Raw genomic sequence first — 20989 nt, 5'->3', positions numbered from 1 at the left:
CTTTATTTCTTCTCTAAATCTATACCTGAAAAGGATTTTGGTAATAGGTCCTCTATGGTAAATATCTGGATAGCTCCTTCTTTATTGCCCAATATTATCTTTATATCTCTTCCAAATTCTAAAATTACCTGTCTGCAGATTCCGCATGGAAAGGTATAATCCTCATTATCACTGACCACCGCAATGGCTTCTATTTCTTTTTCGCCTTCCGAAATTGCCTTAAAAAGTGCTGTTCTCTCGGCACAGTTCGTTCCTCCAAAAGAAGCACATTCAATGTTGCAGCCAGTAAAAACTTTACCATTTTTGGTTAAAAGTGCTGCACCCACTGGAAATTTTGAATATGGTACATAAGCTTTTTCCTTTGCTTCCACAGCTTTTTGCAGCAATTCTTTTTCATTCAAAGTCCATACCCCCTATTTTCTATTGAAAAACATTTTCTAATTTCATCGGTATTAATTCTACCCAAGTAACCCCTGGATTTAAACGGATTTCTTTTCCATTTTCATCGTAATATTTCGTCCTACCTTTTCTAGCTTTCTTCTCCCACGTAATCTCTATCATTTTTCCGTTGGTTATAAAATAACCCGTTCCTGTCCCTGTAACCGTCATTTCCAGTCTGCCTACGCTATCAATAACCTCTGTATCACATTTTTGAATAATGATGTTTTTTGCCTGGAGATGGGTTTGAGATATCTCATCGAGATGAGGTTTTCCATTGATATATCTATCGTATTTTTTATCCTCTACATTGTATTGAAAGCTAGGGTGATAGTCCTTGAAATAGGGAATTTCTATAGATGATACTTGCCTGCCGTTAATATCTGTATCTTCTATATTAAACGCAAATGATGAAAAATCACCTTCAGCCTTATATCCGCTATTTTGGGCCGCTTTTCGAAGTGCATTGGTACTGGTATACATATTGTGGGGTGCTTTCTTATGGTTCTTTCTCCAAAAAATACTACCATCCCGAGACATGGCATCTATATCTGCTACTTTAAGCTCCTTAAGATCAATAAATGCCTGGGGACTCCCGCCAACGTGAACATATAAAGCGTCATATTCCAATGCCTTTTCAATAAAGTACGGTCTAGCACTCCTCACTGGTCCGATAGATTCGGGTTCATTCATCAAAAAAATTGCCATATACCGAGTGATTCCACCTTCTGCTAAAGCTTCATACACAATTTCTGCCTGATCCAATCCAGCTTGAGGTCTAGCCTTGCTTTGATTATCAAGCATTACGGCAATCGGTCTTCTTGAAATATTCTCAGGCTCCGTATAAATTCCGCTGATAGGGGAAGGCACACCCGATGTCTCTGCTTGTTTTCCATATTCTCCCATATCTTTTGAATTGCTCTCATCGGCAGGTGATTCTACAATTTCCACTTCGGTAGCAGCGGGAGCTGGCTTTCCACAGCCCGCTAAAAGTATAAATACTAAAACGATAGTCAAAATACCCACAAGCACCTTATTCCTATTCATGTCCCCCTCGCCCTTTCTTCAGCACTGATCATTATGATTGTTTTTTTATAATTTCTAACTGTTTAATTCTTCGATTATGAACGCTTAAAACTTTAATGGTAATGTCCTCAAGTTCGATTGTATCGTCCTTTACAGGAATCCTTCCAAGGGCATTAAATACGAATCCACCAATAGAGTCGTACTCGTCTTCTGGCAATTCTACTCTTAGTACCTCATTAATTTCTTCTACAGAAGCCTTTGCATTGACGATAAGAGAATTTTCACTCAAGTGCTCAATCAGGTCAATCTCTGCATCATACTCATCAAGGATATCCCCCACAATTTCCTCTAAGATATCCTCTATGGTAACCAGACCTAAAGTTCCTCCGTATTCATCCAACACAATGGAAATATGAACCTTTTCCTTTTGCATTTCCTTTAATAACTCATTGACCTTTTTACTCTCAGGAACATAGTATGCAGGCCTAATAAAAGTTCTTATGTCGATGATTTGGCTTTGTTCATCCATTTTTCTGAGAGAGGCAAGTAAATCCTTGGCGTACAAAATACCCGTTACATTATCAACGGTGTCCTTGATGACTGGAATACGAGAATATCCATAATCAATGGCAATATTTAGGGCTTCTTCAATAGTAGCCTCCTCATCTAAGTATATCATATCTATTCTGGGAATCATGACCTCTGATGCTTCTATATCCCCAATCTCGAAAATACTATTGATCATCTTTCTTTCCTGGCTCTCAATGATTCCAGCTTCTTCTCCTACATCTACCAAAGTCATGATCTCTTCCTCGGATACAAGGCTCTTCACTTCTGCAACATTGCCCCCCATAAGTCTAATAATAATATTTGTGAGCACATTCAAAATTTTTAATACAGGATAAAGAAGAAATGATAAAATCTCCACAGGCCTGCCCAACCGCAATGCAACCTTTTCTGGATTGCTGGCTGAAAAGGTTTTGGGCGTAATTTCACCAAAAATCAAGATTGCTAAGGTCATAACTGTAGTAACCAAAGCAGTTACATTCTTGCCCTGAAAAAACTTATAGGTTAATTCTGTTGCGATGGCGGTGGCTCCAATATTGACAATATTGTTGCCTATGAGGATCGTAGCAATAATTTTAGGAGAATTGCGGAACAATCGTTCCAACACAGCAGCATTTCCAGCTCCCTTTCCTTCTGCTTGCCTAATCTTGATGATATTTAAAGATGTTATAGCTGTTTCTGCACTGGAAAATAAGGCTGAGAGCGCCAATAATAAAAACAATATAGCCAATTTTATCATGTCATTATAATTAAGCAAAATACTTCCTCCTATTGCTAGTTTAGCACAGTTTATAAAAGGGCAGTAAAATTATTTACTCCCCCTTTAATATATTGTTTGAAAAATTAGCAATGTAATACATGCTCCTAGTATTGCGCCCATTATCACCTGAAAAAAATCATGGAAGCCCGCTTCTATTCGGCTTTGAGCCACTAAAATTGCCAAGAGCAGGCTTAAAGTAATGATGAGTGTATTCTCAGATATAAATGCAACCGCTGTGACTAAAGAAAAAGCAATGGCTGTATGTCCACTAGGCATACCACCTCTTAATGGTGTTCCTTTTCCGAAATATGCTTTGAGACTGATGACGATGAGCACCACAATAATTAAGCTAATAAATGTTACATGAATAGGCATTTGTCTTACCTGGTTCAGTACAATTTCTGTCACAAGGTTTAGCTTATCAAAAAAAATAATATAAGCGACTAAAATGGCATTCAACGATGCCACCAAAACAGCACCAGCAGCCACATTTTTTGCAATTTTAGCCAGCACATGATATTGATCTGTAATCAAATCAATGGTCGCCTCAATAGACGTATTCAACATTTCTGTAATAATTACAAGTGAGATGGTAAAGAACAATACCAATATTTCCAGTTTGGATAATCGAAAAAATAGGCTCAGCAACAATACACCGATTGCTGCAGCAATGTGAATACGCATGTTCCTTTGGGTTTTTAAGGTATATATAATCCCATCAATGGCATAATTAAAGCTATCGATCAATTTTCTAACTCTCATATCAAACCTCGCCTATACTCTTAGTATGCCCAAAGCTTGGAGAACTTCTTCCTCTTTTTGTCTCATCTGCTTGGTATTTTCTTCTGTATCATGATCGTATCCCATCAAATGAAACATACTGTGAACCGTTAAAAATGCCACTTCCCGATTATAAGAGTGATTATACTCTTCCGATTGCTCCACGGCCTTTTCTAGGGAAATCACAATATCACCCAAACAGATGGGTGGTGTTATATTCTCGAAATTCTCATGTAAAGGAAAAGAAAGAACATCCGTAGGCTTGTCGATATTTCTATATTCTTTATTTAGCTGCTGGATCTCATGATTATCCACAAAAGAGACACTGACCTCCACATGATCATCTATTCCTTCTTTTTTTAAAGACATCTCTATGGCATCCAATATTAATTTTTCTAATTCTTCTCCACAAACTACCTTGTTCTGTCTATTGTCGATTGATACTTCCATCTATTGTGTCGCCTCCGCTGGTTTTGGATTCAAATCGGGATACTCTATTCTTTCATGAAATATACCCATCAATACAGTACGAAAAGCATGGGCTATTTTATCAATATCCTTCAAGGTTAAATCACACTCATCTAGCTGTTTATCCTTCAATTTATCCTCAATAATCTTATATATGAGATTCTTAATTTTTTCACTACTGTGCTCGGACATGCTCCTCACAGCTGCCTCCACGGAATCAGCTAACATCACAATTGCTGCCTCCTTGGTTTGTGGTTTAACACCTTCATAGCGATAACTGGATTCCTCAATTTCAATCTCATTATCATCATCGTTAAGGGCTTTATGATAAAAGTACTTCACTAAGGTTGTGCCATGATGCTGTTCAATGATATCGATAATCTCACGGGGTATTTTATGACTTCGCGCGATGTCTATTCCATCCTTTACATGACTGGTAATAATCAGCGTACTTAAACTGGCAGAAAGCTTTTCATGAGGATTTTCATTGGTGAGTTGGTTTTCTTTAAAGAAGTACGGCCTCTTTAGTTTTCCAATGTCATGATAATATGCGCTAACTCTGGCAAATAATCCGTTAGCACCAACAGCGTCAGCAGCCGCTTCACTCAGATTTCCCACTATAATACTGTGATGATATGTTCCTGGAGCTTCAAAAAGTAACTTCTTCAGTACAGGATGGTTGGGGTTTGACAATTCTAAAAGCTTAAAGGGTGTTAATATATCAAAAGCAGTCTCCCATAGGGGCAGTGACCCAATGGTAAGGATCGCACAGAATATCCCATTTAGTGCGCCAATCATACTCCCCATGGCCAAGGTGGATAATTCCGCCTTATCAATGAGTCCCATACCTAAAATAATAATTCCATTACATAAACTTACAGCCAATCCAGAAAGAAAAATATTTGTTCGCTGATGGGTATGGGTCATGCAGAAGGCACCCACAGTCCCTCCTACCAAAGAGCTGATCATGAAGTCTATGTTGTTGCCCGTCATCACAGTGATGAATATAGACATCACAAGATTCACAACGATAGCCAGTCTTGCGTCAATCAATATACTCAATAACATTGCTGTCGTCGCTACTGGCACCATATAGGAAGAAATACCATATAACGTCTTAGATATTAAATAGATAGATAGAAAAATCAGCAATAAAAGATACATTTTTGACGTTGATTGCAGCAGGCTGCGGTTAAATACATAGATATAAGCCACCAACAAGATTTCAACGATGGCAACAAATAATCCTACCCCAAAATAAAGAGATAGATCTTTCTTTCCATCTTCCTTTACCAATCCGGCATCCTTTAGAAGCTGAAGCTTATCCTGGGTAATTACATCACCCGAACCGATAATTGTGCTTCCTCTTCTTATGATTACTTTTTCAACATTTTTAACAGCTTCATCACGTTTTTCCTGAGTTGTCTCCACATCTAAGAATCGATTTGGTTGAATGGAGGAATTAACAATATTGATGCCCAGCAGTCTCATGTCTTGAGAGAACTCTTTTAATCCCATAAAATAATTTGTAATGTTTCCTCTTTCTTTTTCCAGTTCTTCAGCTTTGATACCAGTAGACATTACCTGAAGCACAATTTCATAAATATAACTTTCAGCGCTCTTCAGTTCCTTATCTGATGCATTCAATACCAACAGAATTTCTTCATCGTTCAAATTCAATTCATTGATTTCACTAAGCTGAACTATTTTTTCTTCGTAGGTTAAATCCTCATTTTCTCTTACTTCATACACATTTCCAAAGAATCTTTCAATTCTTTTTTTTATGTCTATCTGTATAGTAGGATCGATTCTCTCCCTAGGTTCTACAGATTCAATGGCCTTTTTCGTTAAACGTTCTGTAGCAATTCGATCTTCAAGGTCTCTTGGCGCTTTAAAATCAACAGGGGATTTCTGACCTACATCAAGTTCATACTTTTCTGGCGAAATGGTTGTAATTGTACTAAAAAAAACCACAAAAAAGAATATGGCAAATAATACAACTTTACTTGAAAGACATTTGACCAAAAATCGTAATATTGGATTCCTAGCAAACTTGTCTCTAATGCCTGTTAGAATAGCCACTTTTTTATCCCCCCCAAGAAGCTTCTTTGCTTTTGTTTATTTCTTTTCTTTATTCATTACGCTTACAGCACCAGTCTCCTTCAATTTCTCATATTTATCGTACGCCCTGATGATTCTTTGCACAAGGGCATGTCTCACTACATCCTGCTCATTTAAAAAAATAAACTCTATTCCTTCCACACCTTCTAAAATTTCAATTGCCTGCTTCAATCCAGATTCTTTCCCCTTAGGAAGGTCCACCTGGGTAATGTCCCCTGTCACAATGGCCTTGGAGCCAAATCCAAGTCTTGTTAGAAACATTTTCATTTGTTCCTTCGTAGTATTCTGGGCTTCATCCAAGATTATAAAGGAATCATCCAAGGTTCTACCTCTCATGTACGCCAAAGGTGCCACCTCAATCATTCCCCTCTCTTTGTATTTTAAGAAGGTCTCTCCTCCTAGTATATCATATAAAGCATCATAAAGGGGCCTTAGATATGGATCTACCTTTTCTTGTAAATCTCCAGGCAAGAACCCTAAGCTCTCTCCAGCTTCTACTGCCGGACGCGTCAAAATAATCTTGCTTACCTCTTTATTTTTAAATGCATTTACAGCCATTGCCATGGCCAGATATGTTTTTCCTGTGCCTGCTGGGCCAATGCCAAAGACGATATCATTATGACTGATGGATTTGGCATAACGTTTTTGTCCTAGGGTCTTGGGCTTGATTTGTTTTCCTTTTGCCGAGATACAAATCACATTGTCGAGCAGTTCCTTAATTTGTTCTTCTTGACCGTCCTCAATCAATTGAATAGAATAATTTATTTTCTGTATATCAAGTTTTTCTCCGCTATTCAAAATCCCCATGAGTTTGACTACTAAATGATATGCCTTGTCAACATTGACCTGATTGCCAATGATAATAATTTCACCTTGTCTTGATACAATGTTGACTTTTAGCTTATTCTCAATAACTTTAATATTCTCATCAAAATTACCAAACAAATCATTTAAATAATCAAATTCATTCATTCCTATTCTTCTTTCTGCAGTCATTTGTTCCAAATATTGCTCCTCCTCAGTAATTAAAATATATTGATTCTTTTTTGAACACCAATCTGCTCTTGAACTTCAATCGTAAGCTTTGCTTTTATTATATTATCTTCTTCCAAATATTTAATATCCTGATGTAAGATTTCAGCATCTTCTGGAATTTGTTTCACTAACTCTACAGTCATCTTTTCTACTAATGCACTTTTAACCAATTCCACATTTAGCTCTTCTGACTGGTCATAGGTTTCAAAATACTCATCTAATATAATTTCGACGGGTATTATAATATTCCTCCATCGCGGCAGTCTTTTATGGGTTGTTTCCAATACGTAGTTCTGAAAAGGCACCTCTCCTATACTTAAAGTCAATTGACTTTCACCCATTTTCAAAGTTCGCTTCACAAACTTTTTACCTGTCTTTATTTTGTTTACTTTTATTATGGACATTTCGTCATTTATTTCATAATAGGTTTTCGCGTAAATCTCACCCAGAGAGTGTACATATCTTGCGTCCTGCCCCTCTCTTAGAATTGTACCCGTAACCAGCAGCTGTCCTGCTTTTACAATATCCCCTTTTTGAATCATTGCATCTCCACTCTTTGCAATTACTTTATTTATGAGACCATTCTTTGATGCAATAATATCACATGGGATGTCTAATGGTATCTTTTCAGGAGGCTGTACTTTTTCTACAATCTCCACGATAGCTTTCGTGCCCCTCAATTCAATACCCACCCATGCCAATTCTTCCATCTCAATCATTATGTTCGTTTCGATCCCTGAAATATCCAGTTTATATTTAAATATCCCCGTACTTAATCCTAATGTTTCCAGCTTTTTAACAATCTCCTCTTTTTCGATGCTTTCTGCGCCTATTACTTCAATATCCCATACAAAGGATGTAGTTAACATAACCATAAAAATTGCAATCATAAACCCAAACATTAGCATTTTCCTTGCTTTAATTCTATGCATAAAAAAAGGATACCCGATTTTTGTATTGATTTTCACCTTACAACCTGCTTTCTTAACGATGTGTCTCAGTTCTTTGTATCCTGTTAGTCCTATTTTTGCTTCCAAGGTTGTATAATCAATTCTCACAATATCCCATAGATAAATGCCTCTAGCGATAGCAAAGTTAATAAATTTCTCTAACGTGAGTCCTTCAATGCGAATCACAACATATCCCCGTATATAATTCCATATCTTTACAACAAGCAATATTCTCACCCCTTTTTACACAAATTCTATCTGTTCAATCATCCCAGTGATAATCATTTCTTCAGTAATAATGGTCTTGATTTGAAGATTCTTTCCAATTATTCTCAATGTCCCATTTTTCGTGTGGATTCTTATTCTCTGATTTGAATACTCAAGAATACCTTTATGATTTTCAATATATATTTGCAGATTCCCGATCATAGTAATTCTCGGAAGATCTAAAATTATATCCTTGGGAAGCTCTAGTAGTTCAGATATACTTTCCTTTATTTCTTTCGTTCTATCTCCCATAATAACTTCCCCCCTTTTTATATATAATGTTTATGCGCCCTTATAACCCCATAGTACAATATTTTCAGGCCATTCATCTCTTTCTATACATGATAAAAGGCCGTAAAGTTGTCACTTTACAGCCTTCTAAACTAACGTTTCAATGCTTTTGGCTTTCCTAAAACCTCTGCCATGATCACACCTTCTCTGATGCTTTGACGATGGAAAGTAATACTTCTTCCACCTATTTCGTTCTTCTTTATTACATCTCTAATCTCATTATTGGGTTGTACTCCTGGCGCGTCTAGCCTTTCAGTAAATTCCTTCTGGGTTTTTTCATTGTATTGATCGATGGCCTTCTCTTCATCCAAAACCGGTATCGTCTCCTTGTTTTTAGGCGTCGTCAAAATATCATCCAAGGAATCTTGTAACTCCTTGCGAAGTGTATTACCAAACTGTTCACCTATCTTCCTAAGTTCATCCATCCTAGAGCCCGGTGAGACTGTTTTTTTCGCTGGACTATGACCTACGGGTGTATCTCTTTTTCTATCTCTTTGAGCTTCTCTCCCTTTGGCTTTAGAGACAGCAATGATAACAAAAACGATAAATGGTAGTAAATTACCGAAGAACTCCATATCCTCACATCCTTTTCACAGATACTACCACTTCATCCATTATTTCTTGACCTCTTGCTTTGGATCATCATCTTTTCCCATTTTAGAAATGGACTTTCTCATATCTGTGTCCGCTGAAATATTTTGCATATTATAGTAATCCATAACACCTAGTTTTCCTTCTCTTAAAGCTGTTGCCATAGCCCTAGGTATTTCAGCTTCCGCCTCCACTACCTTAGCACGCATTTCTTGAACTGCTGCTATCATTTCCTGCTCTTTCGCCACAGCCATGGCCCTTCTTTCCTCAGCCTTTGCTTGGGCAATGCGCTTATCTGCTTCAGCCTGATCCGTCTGTAATTGTGCACCAATATTCCTTCCGATATCTACATCTGCAATATCGATGGAAAGAATCTCGAAAGCTGTACCTGCATCTAAGCCTTTGTCTAAAACTGTTCTAGAAATTTTATCTGGATTTTCCAATACCTCTTTATGGGTTTGTGAAGAACCTACCGTCGTGACGATACCTTCTCCAACTCTAGCAATAATGGTTTCCTCACCGGCACCGCCCACAAGTCTTTCAATATTGGCTCTTACAGTAACCCTTGCTTTAACAATAACTTCAATACCATCTTTCGCAACAGCTGCAACTCTAGGCGTCTCAATCATTTTAGGATTTACACTTACCTGTACTGCACTTAGTACCTCTCTACCTGCTAGATCGATGGCCGCTGCTCTTTCAAACTCTAAAGCTATCTCTGCTCTTTGTGCTGCAATCAACGCATCAATTACACTATTCACATTACCACCAGCTAGATAATGGGCTTCCAGCTTATCAATATTCAATTCAAGCCCAGCCTTGGTGGCTTTAATCAATGGATTTACGATACGAGATGGTGCAACCCTTCTAAATCTCATACCAATTAATGTGAAAATACCTATCTTTACCCCTGAAAAGTAAGCTGTGATCCATAGCCCAACGGGAATGAAGCTAAACAATAAACCTAATAGCAGCAGAACAACAATCGATAAAATTCCAAACACAATGATTGATTCCATACATCAATACCTCCTAATTAATTTTTTTTACTACAATTCTTCTACCTTCAATTTTTACAATTTTTACCCGTTCATTTTTTTCAATAAACCCGCCTTCAGAAACCACATCTATTCTTTCTCCATCAACTTCAATTATTCCTGCAGGCCTTAAGGCGTTAACCACGACACCTTCTAACCCCAGCAGCATATTATTTGATACTGTTGAAGTAAATCCAAAATCTTTTCTAAGCTCCATCCCAAGAATAATCTTATCAAAGTATTTATTCTTCGGAGCATATTTTAACAGCACTATCGCTGCAATGATTGATATTACAAAAGCGATGGCTAGGGAAGAGATTCCAAGAACTACTGAATCTGAAGCTAGTACGATGCTTATGATAATACAAAGAATACCACCAATACCTGGTGCACCAAATCCTGGAATCACAGCTTCAATAATGAGCAGCAAAATTCCTGTAAGGAAAATCAACACTACGGCAAAGCCCGCATTTCCTGCCAGTATACTTCCTCCAAAGAAAATGGAAAAAGCAACCAAGCCAATAGTCCCTCCGAGGCCAAACCCAGGCGTCAGAACTTCAATCAATAAACCTATAAAACCTAGACTCAAAATTACAGGCAATACCACCGAGCTCGTAACCCATTGAGCAACAGTCATTTTAAAACTTTGTTTCACTGGGATTATATTCCCGTAGGTAATGTTGAAGTGTTTTAAAATATCTTCATAGTCATTGGATACATAATCTATGAAGCCTAATTTATCCGCTTCCTTTGTTGTCAAGTTCAATAACTCGCCCTCTTGAACAATATACTTATCTGGATTTTGTGGATCTATAATCTCAATTCTTCGATCAGCCATGGACTCCACCAACCTTGCATCGCGCCCTCTCTGCTCAGCTGTGGTACGTAGTTCACCTTTCCAATAAGATATGTTCTTCTCTGTATAAGGAATGGTCTCTGCCGAACCTATGGTTGCCCCTTTTGCCATGACCATATTCTCTGCTGCTATACTAATTAACACCCCTGCTGACTCCGCCTTATTGTTTACAAGGGATATGGTTCTCAAGGGCGTTTTCATGATGGCATCCCTGATCTGGGTAGCTTGATCTACTCTCCCGCCTAGGGTGTCCACCTCAAATATAATGGCCATGGATTCTGGATCCTCTTGTGCGCTCTCAATACTTTTTATGACAAATTGGGTCAAGGCTGGATTGATCTCCCCTTTTATAGGAATTACATATACACTTCCTTCTGATGCACTATAGACAGGCATAGCCCCCAACATCATCATTAGTATCAGCAGGGAAACAAATAAATATTTCAAACGTTGATTCATCCATGATCACCTCCTTTGATTATAGTATACTATACCCCAAACTATAGTTATAAACACTTTGATTGAAAAAGCAGTTAAGGTGTATCAAAATGCAAAACAGCCCCAAAAGGAGCTGCTTTAATCCATAATTCAATTGTCATATTTCTATGGAAGCCATTAAAGGCAAGTGATCTGATATGTCGGATTCTATTACCTTATAGTCTGTGGCTTTCATATCAGGACTTAAAAAGATATAATCAATACGACTCTTTATTACAATCCCATCATAGGTATGCTGGTGATAATCCTCCGAATCCGCTGCCGCATCTACTAGAAAATTCTTTAACCCCAGAATCCCTTCATGGTCAGGCCTACTATTAAAATCGCCTACCAAAACCGTTCTTTCTCCCAGATATTCCACATACTGCTTGAGTACATTAAACTGATTTTGTTTTTCTTCCTTGGTTAGGCCCAAATGGGTCACTAGAAAGTTGACAGATTTGTCTCCAACATGGATCTTGCTCATGAGAAGACCTCTTCTCTCACGAAAGCCTGGTAATCTGACATTTTGGTAGCTTTCAATAGGGTATTTGCTTAATATTGCATTGCCATACTCAGCACCTGCCAGTCTCATATTCGGTGCGAATGCATAATACATGGCAGTTTCATTGGCGATTTTTTTCACTTGATCCTCAAATTTAGAGCGAACTACATATTTGTCCACTTCTTGTAACCCTACGATATCAATTTGATGATCAGTAATCAGCTTTCCTATCTGATCAAGGGTATAAAACCCTAAGCGATTCTTTCCATGATGGATATTAAAACTCATAATGTTTAATCCATTAATCTGCTCCATAATATTGGGCTGCCCATCCTCTACAAATATTTCTTCTAAATCACTCAGTTGAAAAACCTCTTCCCTTGCACTTCCAGGAAATATTTTAAAAGTAATATTTTTACGATTTCTAAAGTACTTGGTATTGATAAGAAATACATTCCTTTCGCTGCCATTTAACTTCTCCAATATATAATAGTCTGCATGAATCCCAGCCAGCAGATCATTTTCCTTGTGAAAAATCTCAACATAAATTTTTTCAAGGTTTGAAGGTCCGTACACTTTAATCATATTATGCCCGCTGCCGCCCTTAATAACCTTCATCTCAATTGATTCTTCTGAAAATACCTTTGTCGAAAAAGAGAACCCTAAAAGAAAGAATGATACTATAATTAGCACATAACCAAATTTTTTCATGCAGAGTCCCCCTTTTATGTCAAAATTTTCAGACTATATTACCATTATATCATAGCGCTAGGGGGTTGGTTAAGTGGAAATGTATAACATTATTCTTTTATTCTATGATGCTCTGAATATACATTCATTCGATTTCCCCTAGCAAAACCTATCAAAGTAATTCCAAGTTTTTTTGCCAGTTCTACAGACAAACCGGTTGGCGCTGATCTAGATAACACGATAGGAATCCCTACCCTGCCAGCTTTTATCAAGATTTCCGATGAAATCCGCCCACTGGTAACCAATATCTTGTCATTCAAATCATATTTCTTTAAAAACGCTTCCCCAATCACCTTATCCACTGCATTATGTCGTCCAATGTCCTCGTGAAAAAACATCATATCCTTTCCATCGCTAAGGCAAGCCCCATGTACGCCTCCAGTGGTTCGATAAATGACAGAACTTTGATGAAATTTCTCCATAAGCATTTTAAGGCTTCCAGCAGAGATACAGACATTACTGTCAATTTTTCTACATTGAAAAGAATCCATTGCATGATAAAAACTTGTGCCTTTGCCACATCCTGTGGTGATTATTCTTTTCCCGAAAAGAATTTTGGCAATTTCATTTTGATTTTTAGTCTCTAAATAGATCAAGCCAGTATCACTGATCACTTGTATAGAGCTCAAATCTTCCCTTTTCTTAATCAGGCCCTCCCCTACTAAAAATCCAACACCTAAGTATTCAAACCCCATGGGTGAACATAAGAGTGTCACCAATTCCTCTCGATTTATAAATATGGTCGCTGGTTGTTCCATCACCACGAGATCCTCTATATATTCCAAATGTCCGTTCTGAAATCTTGCGATCTGTGTCTTCATTACGCTGTTCATATTTATAAGTCCCCAAAGGATAGTTTCTCATCTTTAAAAGGATCATCGATTTTCTCTATTCTTACAGCACAAACCTTTAATTCTGGAATTTTTGCAATATTATCTATAGCCCTATTGGTTAGATGATTTGCTGCACCTTCTGCAAAGTGAAATGGCATAAATAACACATTTTCCTCTACAGTCTTGGTCGTGTATACCTTCACCGTTACCTTTCCACGCCGCGAGATCACATAAATCGATTCTTGGTTCCTCATACCAAATTTTTCTGCCGTAATAGGGTTGATTTCTACATAAGCTTCATTGGATATTTGATTCAATCCTTCTACCCTGCCTGTCATTGTTCTCGTATGATAATGATATAGGATTCTCCCAGTGGTAAGGACGAGAGGATAGTCCCCATCTGGCAGTTCAGCACTTGCTTCGTACTCCACTGGTACAAACAATCCTAATCCCCTTGCAATGCCATCTTTATGAAGATAGGGCGTTCCTGGATGCTCTTTGGTTGGACACGGCCATTGAATTCCTTCTAGCGATAATCTATCATGGCTAATGCCACCATATTGGGGAGTCAGTGAAGAAATCTCATTCATGATTTCTTCAGGATGATGATAGGTGTTTGGGTAGCCCATAAGATTCATTAGCTCCATCAAGATTTTCCAGTCCGCCTTAGCTTGACCAATAGGTTGTATGGCTCTTCGCACCAGCTGCACCCTTCTCTCGGTATTCGTAAATGTCCCATCCTTCTCAGCAAAAGAAACTGCTGGTAACACCACATCTGCCAAAGCTGCCGTTTCCGAGAGGAATATATCTTGTACAATCAAAAAATCCAGCTTTTCCAAAGCTTTCTGCACATGTTGAATATCTGGATCAGAAACCATAGGGTTTTCTCCCATGATATACATAAACTTAATCAATCCGGCTTCTGCTTTATCCAGCATTTCAGGTATGGTTAGTCCTGGTTTTGCTGATAAACGAACATTCCAAGCCCTCTCGAATTTTTCAATGACCTCGGCGCTATGTAATTTCTGATAACCTGGCAGATCTCCTGGCAATCCTCCCATATCACAGGCGCCCTGGACATTATTCTGGCCCCTTAGAGGATTTACCCCAGCTGACGTCTTGCCCACATTTCCGCAAAGAAGGGCTAAGTTTGATATAGCCATTACACCTTTGGTACCTGTGGTATGCTGGGTAATTCCCATGGCATAAAATATACCTGCCCGCTCGCCTTTAGCGTAGATTCTAGCGGCTTGCCGAATGTCTTCAGGCTCAACACCACAAATCTCAGCCACCTTCTCAGGCGTATATTCCTTCAGCTGCTCTCTTAAGGCTTTGAAATTTTCCGTCTTCGTCCTTATGTATTCATGATCCTGGAGTCCTTCATCAATAATGCAATGCATCAATCCATTTAGCAATGCAATATTTGTTCCAGGCTTAATTTGTAGGAAATAATCTGCATCTTTAGCCAAATCTATTCTCCTGGGGTCTGCCACAATAAGCTTTGCCCCTTTTAACTTTGCTTGCCTAATTTTTGCTCCAATCACAGGATGATTTTCTGTCGTATTAGAGCCGATAACAAAAATCACATCCGCAGCTTCAATCTCTCTGATACTATTGGTCATAGCACCGCTGCCCAATGTGGTTGCAAGACCTGCAACCGTTGAGGCATGTCAGAGGCGGGCACAGTGATCCACATTATTGGTTCCGATGACTGCCCTAAATAATTTTTGAAAAAGATAGTTTTCTTCATTGGTACATCTGGCTGAAGTAAGTCCAGCGAAAGCATCAGCACCATATGTAGCCTTCGTTTGCTGCATCTTTTCAACAATCAATTCATATGCTTCTTTCCATGAGGCCTCTCTTAATTCACCATTTTTTCTCACAAGAGGTGTTTTTAACCGATCATTATGATGTATAAAAGAATACCCGAACTTCCCCTTTACGCATAACAGTCCGTCATTGGGACTGCCTTCTCCAGGCTGTATGGCAACTACCCGATCTTCTTTCACATGTAATTCAAGCTGACAGCCTACGCCGCAATAGGCACATGTTGTTTTAACTGTCGCTACTTGCCATAGTCTGTACTTTTCCTTGTTTTTAGGCAGCAGTGCTCCTACAGGGCAGGCAGATACACAATTTCCACAGGAAACACAATTTGTATGTTTCATGCCCATTTCAAAGGGGGTACCCATATGGGTAAGAAACCCTCTCTCATTTAATCCTATCGCCCCTGTGCATTGTAATTCATTGCAAACTCTCACGCATTTTTCACATACGATACATTTGTTTGGATCATATTGATAAAATGGATTTGATGCATCTATGGGAAAGTTATATTTTTCTCCTCCATAAATATCTTCTTTCACGTCATACTCATAGCAATAGTCTTGCAGCTTGCATTTTCCTGATTTTTCACAGGTTAAACAGTCTAAGGGGTGGTTAGAAAGCAGTAAAGATAGAATCTCCCGACGAGCCTGTACTACCCTTTCACTATGAGTGCGAATCACCATGCCCTCCGCCACTGGCGTAGTGCAGGAAGCAGGCAGATTTTTTACCCCTTCTACCTCTACAAGACAAATTCTACAAGCTCCATGGGGTATTAGCCGCTTATCATTACAGAAAGTAGGCACACTGATTCCAGCGGCCTCAGCAGCTTCCAGAATTGTTTTATTATGTTCAGTTAGTATCTTCTGTCCATTTATCGTTAAGCTGATCATATGGTGGTCTCCCCTTTATGATGTTTTGACGTTACTGATAAAAATTATATCATATTCCTTCTACCAAAACGATATATGTGCAAAATATTCTGATAATTGTTATTTTAACAACAATCTTTGCCGATCTTCGGGCGATTCGTGAATCGCCCCTTGTAAATAACCTCGTTCTTGATCTTAACCCATCTAAGCTTTCACATTTTCGCGCAATAAAAAAAGACCTATGTAATAGGTCTTTTTATTGTAAGAATTGCCTTACGACTTGATTTAGCAGTTTGCCATCTGCTCTGCCTTTAACTTTTGGCATTAAAGCAGACATAACCTTGCCCATATCTTTCGCCGTAGTAGCTCCAACTTCTTTCACCACTTCACTGACAATCTGCTTCATTTCCTCTTCTGTCAATTGTTGTGGTAGATACTCCATTAAAATATCTATTTCAGCTTTTGCTTCATCTACCAGGTCTTGTCTATTGCCCTTGGCAAACTCTTCAATCGCATCTCTCTTCTGTTTTACTTGTTTTGACATTATATCAAGAATACTTTCATCATCAAGCTCTACTCGTTTATCCACTTCATATTGCTTGATGGCAGCTCGTATCATCGTAATAACAGACTTACGAAGTTGGTCTTTCTCCTTCATTGCTATTTTGAGATCGTCCATTAATTTTTCTTTGAGGGACATACAATTCACCTCTTATTAGTATTTCTTAGCGTTTTTTCTTCTTGCAGCCTCTGATTTTTTCTTACGTCTTACACTAGGCTTTTCATAATGCTCTCTTTTCTTCACTTCGGATAAAACACCAGCTCTAGCACATGAACGCTTAAATCTACGAAGAGCACTCTCAAGAGTTTCGTTTTCTCCAATTTTGATTTCTGACATATATTTCCCTCCCTCCGCTCGCAACGTTGTGCTGTGTCTATAGCAAAGCATCTGCTATATACCTTTTAGGAAATGTGTACAATACTATGTTATTATACATGAATTTTACATATTGTGCAAGTTTTTTTTAGCCTGGCGGCCACTGCATATGCCTTCCTCCGAGCAGATGGAAATGAAGATGATGAACCGTTTGTCCACCTTGTTCTCCACAATTATTAACAATCCTATACCCAGTTTCATGAATACCTAACTTCACAGCAATATCTTGTATAGCAAGGTGAATGTGTCCTATCAGCACTTTATGGTGTTCTTCTAACTGTGCCATGGATGGAATATGCTCTTTTGGTATAACCAAAACATGGCTTGGTGCTGCAGGTTGAATGTCATGAAAAGCTAGGATATGCTCATCTTCATAGACAACCTTGGCAGGAATTTCTTTCATAGCAATCTTACAGAAGATACAGTCTGACACGTATATCACCTCCTTTACCTATGCAGGGAGAATTCCATATAACTATTCAACGAAAACAACCAATCTCCTTCTTTTGATTAATAAATAAGAAGCCATAGCTTTTAACTTCCTTTATTCATCTACCAAATGACCAATTATACCTTCGCCATGGAGTTCGTCTAATCTGACAGGAATCAGTTTTCCTTCGACATGACCTTGGGCCTTGGAGAATACACGAATATAATTATCCGTCAATCCTTCGAAATAACCCTCTAAAGTATCACTGGCAGTTTCAATCAAAACAGATTTCGTTCTTCCTACAAATCTTTCATTATATTTTATTGCACTTTTTTGTGCTAGTTCCAATAATTTTTCACTTCTTTTATTTTTTATTTCACTGGAAACCTGGTTTTTATACTTAGCTGCTGGGGTACCTTTTCTAGGAGAATACTTAAAGACATGGATTTGGCTGAATCCAATCTCCGTCACAAAATTGTAGGTATGATCGAATTCTTCATCGGTCTCCCCTGGGAACCCAACCATTACATCTGTTGTTATAGATAGATCCGGCATATGCCTTCTAAGTCGTTCAACAATTTCTTTGTATTCCTCTGTAGTATATTTTCTATTCATCCTCTTTAATGTTTCGTTACACCCGCTCTGTAATGAAAGATGAAAGTGAGGACATACCTTGTCTAACTTGGATATTTCTTGGATAAATTCTTCTGAAGCTACGGTAGGCTCGATGGAGCTCAAACGAATCCGCTCTATTCCTTCTACACTATGTACACCTTTAATTACCTCTAATAACGATGTATTTTCTAAATCCTTACCATAGGAAGCCACATGTATACCTGTAAGTACCACTTCCTTAAACTGATTTTCTGCCAGCCGCTCCACTTCTTTTATAATGTCCTCAAGCTTTCTGCTTCGAATAGGCCCCCGGGCATATGGAATAATGCAATAGGTACAGTATTGATTGCAGCCTTCTTGAATTTTTAGAAATGCCCTAGTTTTTCCTTTGACTTCACCAATGGTCATTTCTTCAAATTCTTTAATCAGCATGATGTCTTCAACCGCATTGATTTTTTCATGATCTGCTTGAATATTTTCCACATATTCCACGATTTTATTCCGGTCATTGGTACCCAAAATAATATTGACACCTTCGATGGAAAGAACTTCATCGGGAGATGTTTGGGCATAACAGCCCACCACGGCGATGATTGCCTCAGGATTAATCTTTTTTGACCTTCTTATAAATTGTCGCGACTTTCGATCTCCCAGGTTTGTAACTGTACACGTATTGATTACATAAACATCAGCTCTAGACTCACTATCTACAATTTCATAGCCTGCCTTTTGAAAAAGCTCCCCCATTGCTTCTGTTTCATATTGATTTACCTTGCATCCAAGGGTATAAAATGCCACAGTTTTCACCTATTTACCTCCTAAATCTCCTAACTCATACATGAGTATACTTAATGCAACAAAGCCTGCCGTTTCAGTTCTGAGAATTCTTGGCCCTAATGTAACAGGAATAACCCCAGCATCCTTTGCTCGTTCAATTTCCTTTTCTCCAAATCCACCTTCAGGACCGATATAAATGCCAATTTTTACTGCATTGGTTTGTCTCAAAATACCTTTTAACCCCACGCCCTCTTCCCGTTCGTAGGGGATCACAGTTAAATCAAAATCTGTTGCTGCTTTTATGGCCTCTGACAAAGCTAGAGGAGGTTCAATTTTAGGAATGACTCCCCTTTTGCATTGTTTTGCGGCTTCATCGGCAATCTTCTGCCAGCGTTCAATTTTCTTTTCTTCGGATTTTTGATCCTTCAACTGAACAATGGTTCGTTCTGTAATCATAGGTACGATGCGAGTTATCCCCAACTCCGTGCATTTTTGAATAATTATATCCATTTTTGTAGACTTGGGTATCCCTTGAAAAAGTGTAATTTCAATAGGGGCTTCCGTTCTCCCAATCCATTTTTCAAGAATATCCAGGTTTATATCTTTATTGTCCATAGAAGCAATAACAGCCAAATATTCCATATTCTCTCCATCGCAAATTTCTACTTTATCCCCTTGCTTCAGTCGAAGAACTTTGGTAATATGCTTCACATCATCCTGATCATCGATAATAATTTTCTGTACATCTTCTACAATATTCTGCTTATCTACAAAAAATCTATTCATGGACTTCATCACCCTTTGGCAGTGCTACAATAGCTGCCCATTCGCCCATTTTCATGATATTCTCCACATGAAATTCATTTTCTTTCAAGGCGGATACAACATCATCTACTTTATCTAGAATAATACCTGATGAGATAAATACGCTGTCTTTCTTCATAAACCTCTTAATTTGAGCAGCTAGAATAATGATTATATCAGCGATAATATTAGCGATTACCACGTCTGCCTTTTCATCAATCACTTCTACTAAATTGCCCTTTCGAATGTCCACAATGGAAGATACATTGTTATCCAACACATTTTTTCTAGATACCTGAACTGCCACTTCATCTAAGTCTACACCAATTACTTTCTTAGCGCCTAATTTAGCTGCTGCCACGGATAAAATTCCGCTTCCACACCCGATATCAAAAACTGTGCATTCAGGATTCACATACTTTTCTAAGTTTTGAATACACATCATGGTCGTTTCGTGGGTTCCAGTTCCAAAGGCCATTCCTGGATCTAATTCTAAAATTATTTCTCCTTCTGATGCTTCATAATCCTCCCAAGTAGGCTTTACAACAACCTTTTCGCCAATTTTTTTAGGCTTATAATATTGTTTCCAGGCATTGGCCCAATCTTCCTCATATACTTCAGTTGTTGTCACTTCCCCTAACCCCTTATCCAAATTGTACAGAGGTATTTTTTCAACATTTTGTTTGATTAACTCAATAATATCAATTAAGTCTTCGCTTTCAGGGAGGTAACCCTTTACAATAGCGCCTTCATAGCTATTGTCTATAATTGACTCATCCATATAGTCCCAATCTCCCAACTCTTTTTCTCTAAATATGGGATCACTTGGGTCTTCGATTACAACACCACCGACACCTACTTCATAAAGTATGTTGGCCACTGCCTCCACTGCCTCTGTAGTCGTTTTGATTTTTACCTCAGTCCATTTCATTCCGCAAACCTCCATCGTTTCGACCTTTTTACATGCATTTTATTATA

General features: G+C 38.3%; 21 protein-coding genes. All 21 read right to left on the bottom strand.

Annotated features, from left to right (window positions below):
• Window positions 1–2 precede the first annotated feature (2 nt).
• Entirely contained in the window at window positions 3–401 is a 399-nt protein-coding gene (locus tag K0R93_RS15235) for a cytidine deaminase (protein WP_300302975.1), read from the bottom strand.
• Window positions 402–420: 19 nt separating this feature from the next.
• Window positions 421–1485, bottom strand: coding sequence for a DUF3048 domain-containing protein (locus K0R93_RS15230; RefSeq protein ID WP_300302971.1), 1065 nt, complete (start codon window positions 1483–1485; stop codon window positions 421–423).
• Between the two features lie 31 nt (window positions 1486–1516).
• The gene (locus K0R93_RS15225; protein ID WP_300302969.1) at window positions 1517–2788 is read right to left on the bottom strand and encodes a hemolysin family protein; all 1272 of its coding nucleotides are present in this window, start codon (window positions 2786–2788) and stop codon (window positions 1517–1519) included.
• 66 nt (window positions 2789–2854) lie between these two features.
• Window positions 2855–3553 (bottom strand): diacylglycerol kinase, encoded by a 699-nt coding sequence (locus K0R93_RS15220; protein WP_300302967.1) that lies wholly within the window; start codon window positions 3551–3553, stop codon window positions 2855–2857.
• A 12-nt stretch (window positions 3554–3565) separates the two neighbouring features.
• The gene (gene ybeY, locus K0R93_RS15215) at window positions 3566–4021 is read right to left on the bottom strand and encodes an rRNA maturation RNase YbeY (protein ID WP_300302965.1); all 456 of its coding nucleotides are present in this window, start codon (window positions 4019–4021) and stop codon (window positions 3566–3568) included.
• Window positions 4022–6121 carry an HD family phosphohydrolase gene (locus K0R93_RS15210; protein WP_300302963.1) on the bottom strand — a complete coding sequence of 700 codons (2100 nt, stop codon included), beginning with the start codon at window positions 6119–6121 and terminating at the stop codon, window positions 4022–4024.
• Between the two features lie 36 nt (window positions 6122–6157).
• Complete coding sequence (locus K0R93_RS15205; protein WP_300303015.1) at window positions 6158–7156, bottom strand: PhoH family protein; 999 nt, start codon at window positions 7154–7156, stop codon at window positions 6158–6160.
• Window positions 7157–7185: 29 nt separating this feature from the next.
• A complete protein-coding gene (gene yqfD, locus K0R93_RS15200) occupies window positions 7186–8373 on the bottom strand; it encodes a sporulation protein YqfD (RefSeq protein ID WP_300302961.1) in 1188 nt (395 codons plus the stop codon).
• Window positions 8374–8388: 15 nt separating this feature from the next.
• Window positions 8389–8664 (bottom strand): sporulation protein YqfC, encoded by a 276-nt coding sequence (gene yqfC / locus K0R93_RS15195; RefSeq protein ID WP_300302959.1) that lies wholly within the window; start codon window positions 8662–8664, stop codon window positions 8389–8391.
• A gap of 131 nt (window positions 8665–8795) precedes the next feature.
• The gene (locus K0R93_RS15190) at window positions 8796–9278 is read right to left on the bottom strand and encodes a hypothetical protein (protein ID WP_300302957.1); all 483 of its coding nucleotides are present in this window, start codon (window positions 9276–9278) and stop codon (window positions 8796–8798) included.
• A gap of 39 nt (window positions 9279–9317) precedes the next feature.
• Window positions 9318–10313, bottom strand: a complete 996-nt coding sequence (gene floA / locus K0R93_RS15185) for a flotillin-like protein FloA (protein WP_300302955.1) — start codon at window positions 10311–10313, stop codon at window positions 9318–9320.
• Between the two features lie 13 nt (window positions 10314–10326).
• Window positions 10327–11646 carry an NfeD family protein gene (locus tag K0R93_RS15180; protein WP_300302953.1) on the bottom strand — a complete coding sequence of 440 codons (1320 nt, stop codon included), beginning with the start codon at window positions 11644–11646 and terminating at the stop codon, window positions 10327–10329.
• Between the two features lie 136 nt (window positions 11647–11782).
• Window positions 11783–12880 carry an endonuclease/exonuclease/phosphatase family protein gene (locus K0R93_RS15175; protein WP_300302951.1) on the bottom strand — a complete coding sequence of 366 codons (1098 nt, stop codon included), beginning with the start codon at window positions 12878–12880 and terminating at the stop codon, window positions 11783–11785.
• An 89-nt stretch (window positions 12881–12969) separates the two neighbouring features.
• Window positions 12970–13752, bottom strand: a complete 783-nt coding sequence (gene fdhD, locus K0R93_RS15170) for a formate dehydrogenase accessory sulfurtransferase FdhD (RefSeq protein ID WP_300302949.1) — start codon at window positions 13750–13752, stop codon at window positions 12970–12972.
• 2 nt (window positions 13753–13754) lie between these two features.
• Window positions 13755–16469, bottom strand: a complete 2715-nt coding sequence (gene fdhF, locus K0R93_RS15165; protein WP_300302947.1) for a formate dehydrogenase subunit alpha — start codon at window positions 16467–16469, stop codon at window positions 13755–13757.
• Between the two features lie 235 nt (window positions 16470–16704).
• Window positions 16705–17148: a GatB/YqeY domain-containing protein gene (locus tag K0R93_RS15160; RefSeq protein WP_300302945.1), complete on the bottom strand. Its 444-nt coding sequence runs from the start codon at window positions 17146–17148 to the stop codon at window positions 16705–16707.
• A gap of 15 nt (window positions 17149–17163) precedes the next feature.
• Entirely contained in the window at window positions 17164–17346 is a 183-nt protein-coding gene (rpsU, locus tag K0R93_RS15155) for a 30S ribosomal protein S21 (RefSeq protein WP_300302943.1), read from the bottom strand.
• A 127-nt stretch (window positions 17347–17473) separates the two neighbouring features.
• Window positions 17474–17818, bottom strand: a complete 345-nt coding sequence (locus K0R93_RS15150; RefSeq protein ID WP_300302941.1) for a histidine triad nucleotide-binding protein — start codon at window positions 17816–17818, stop codon at window positions 17474–17476.
• 111 nt (window positions 17819–17929) lie between these two features.
• Window positions 17930–19237, bottom strand: coding sequence for a tRNA (N(6)-L-threonylcarbamoyladenosine(37)-C(2))-methylthiotransferase MtaB (mtaB, locus tag K0R93_RS15145; protein WP_300302939.1), 1308 nt, complete (start codon window positions 19235–19237; stop codon window positions 17930–17932).
• Window positions 19238–19993: a 16S rRNA (uracil(1498)-N(3))-methyltransferase gene (locus K0R93_RS15140; RefSeq protein WP_300302937.1), complete on the bottom strand. Its 756-nt coding sequence runs from the start codon at window positions 19991–19993 to the stop codon at window positions 19238–19240.
• Window positions 19986–20942, bottom strand: coding sequence for a 50S ribosomal protein L11 methyltransferase (gene prmA / locus K0R93_RS15135; protein WP_300302935.1), 957 nt, complete (start codon window positions 20940–20942; stop codon window positions 19986–19988). The genes K0R93_RS15140 and prmA overlap by 8 nt, the downstream gene beginning before the upstream one ends.
• Window positions 20943–20989 lie beyond the last annotated feature (47 nt).

The sequence above is a fragment of the Anaerosolibacter sp. genome, assembly GCF_029240175.1.
Classification (GTDB): domain Bacteria; phylum Bacillota; class Clostridia; order Peptostreptococcales; family Thermotaleaceae; genus Anaerosolibacter.
Note: the sequence above shows the minus strand (reverse complement) of the source record. Positions and strands in the feature narration are given on the sequence as shown.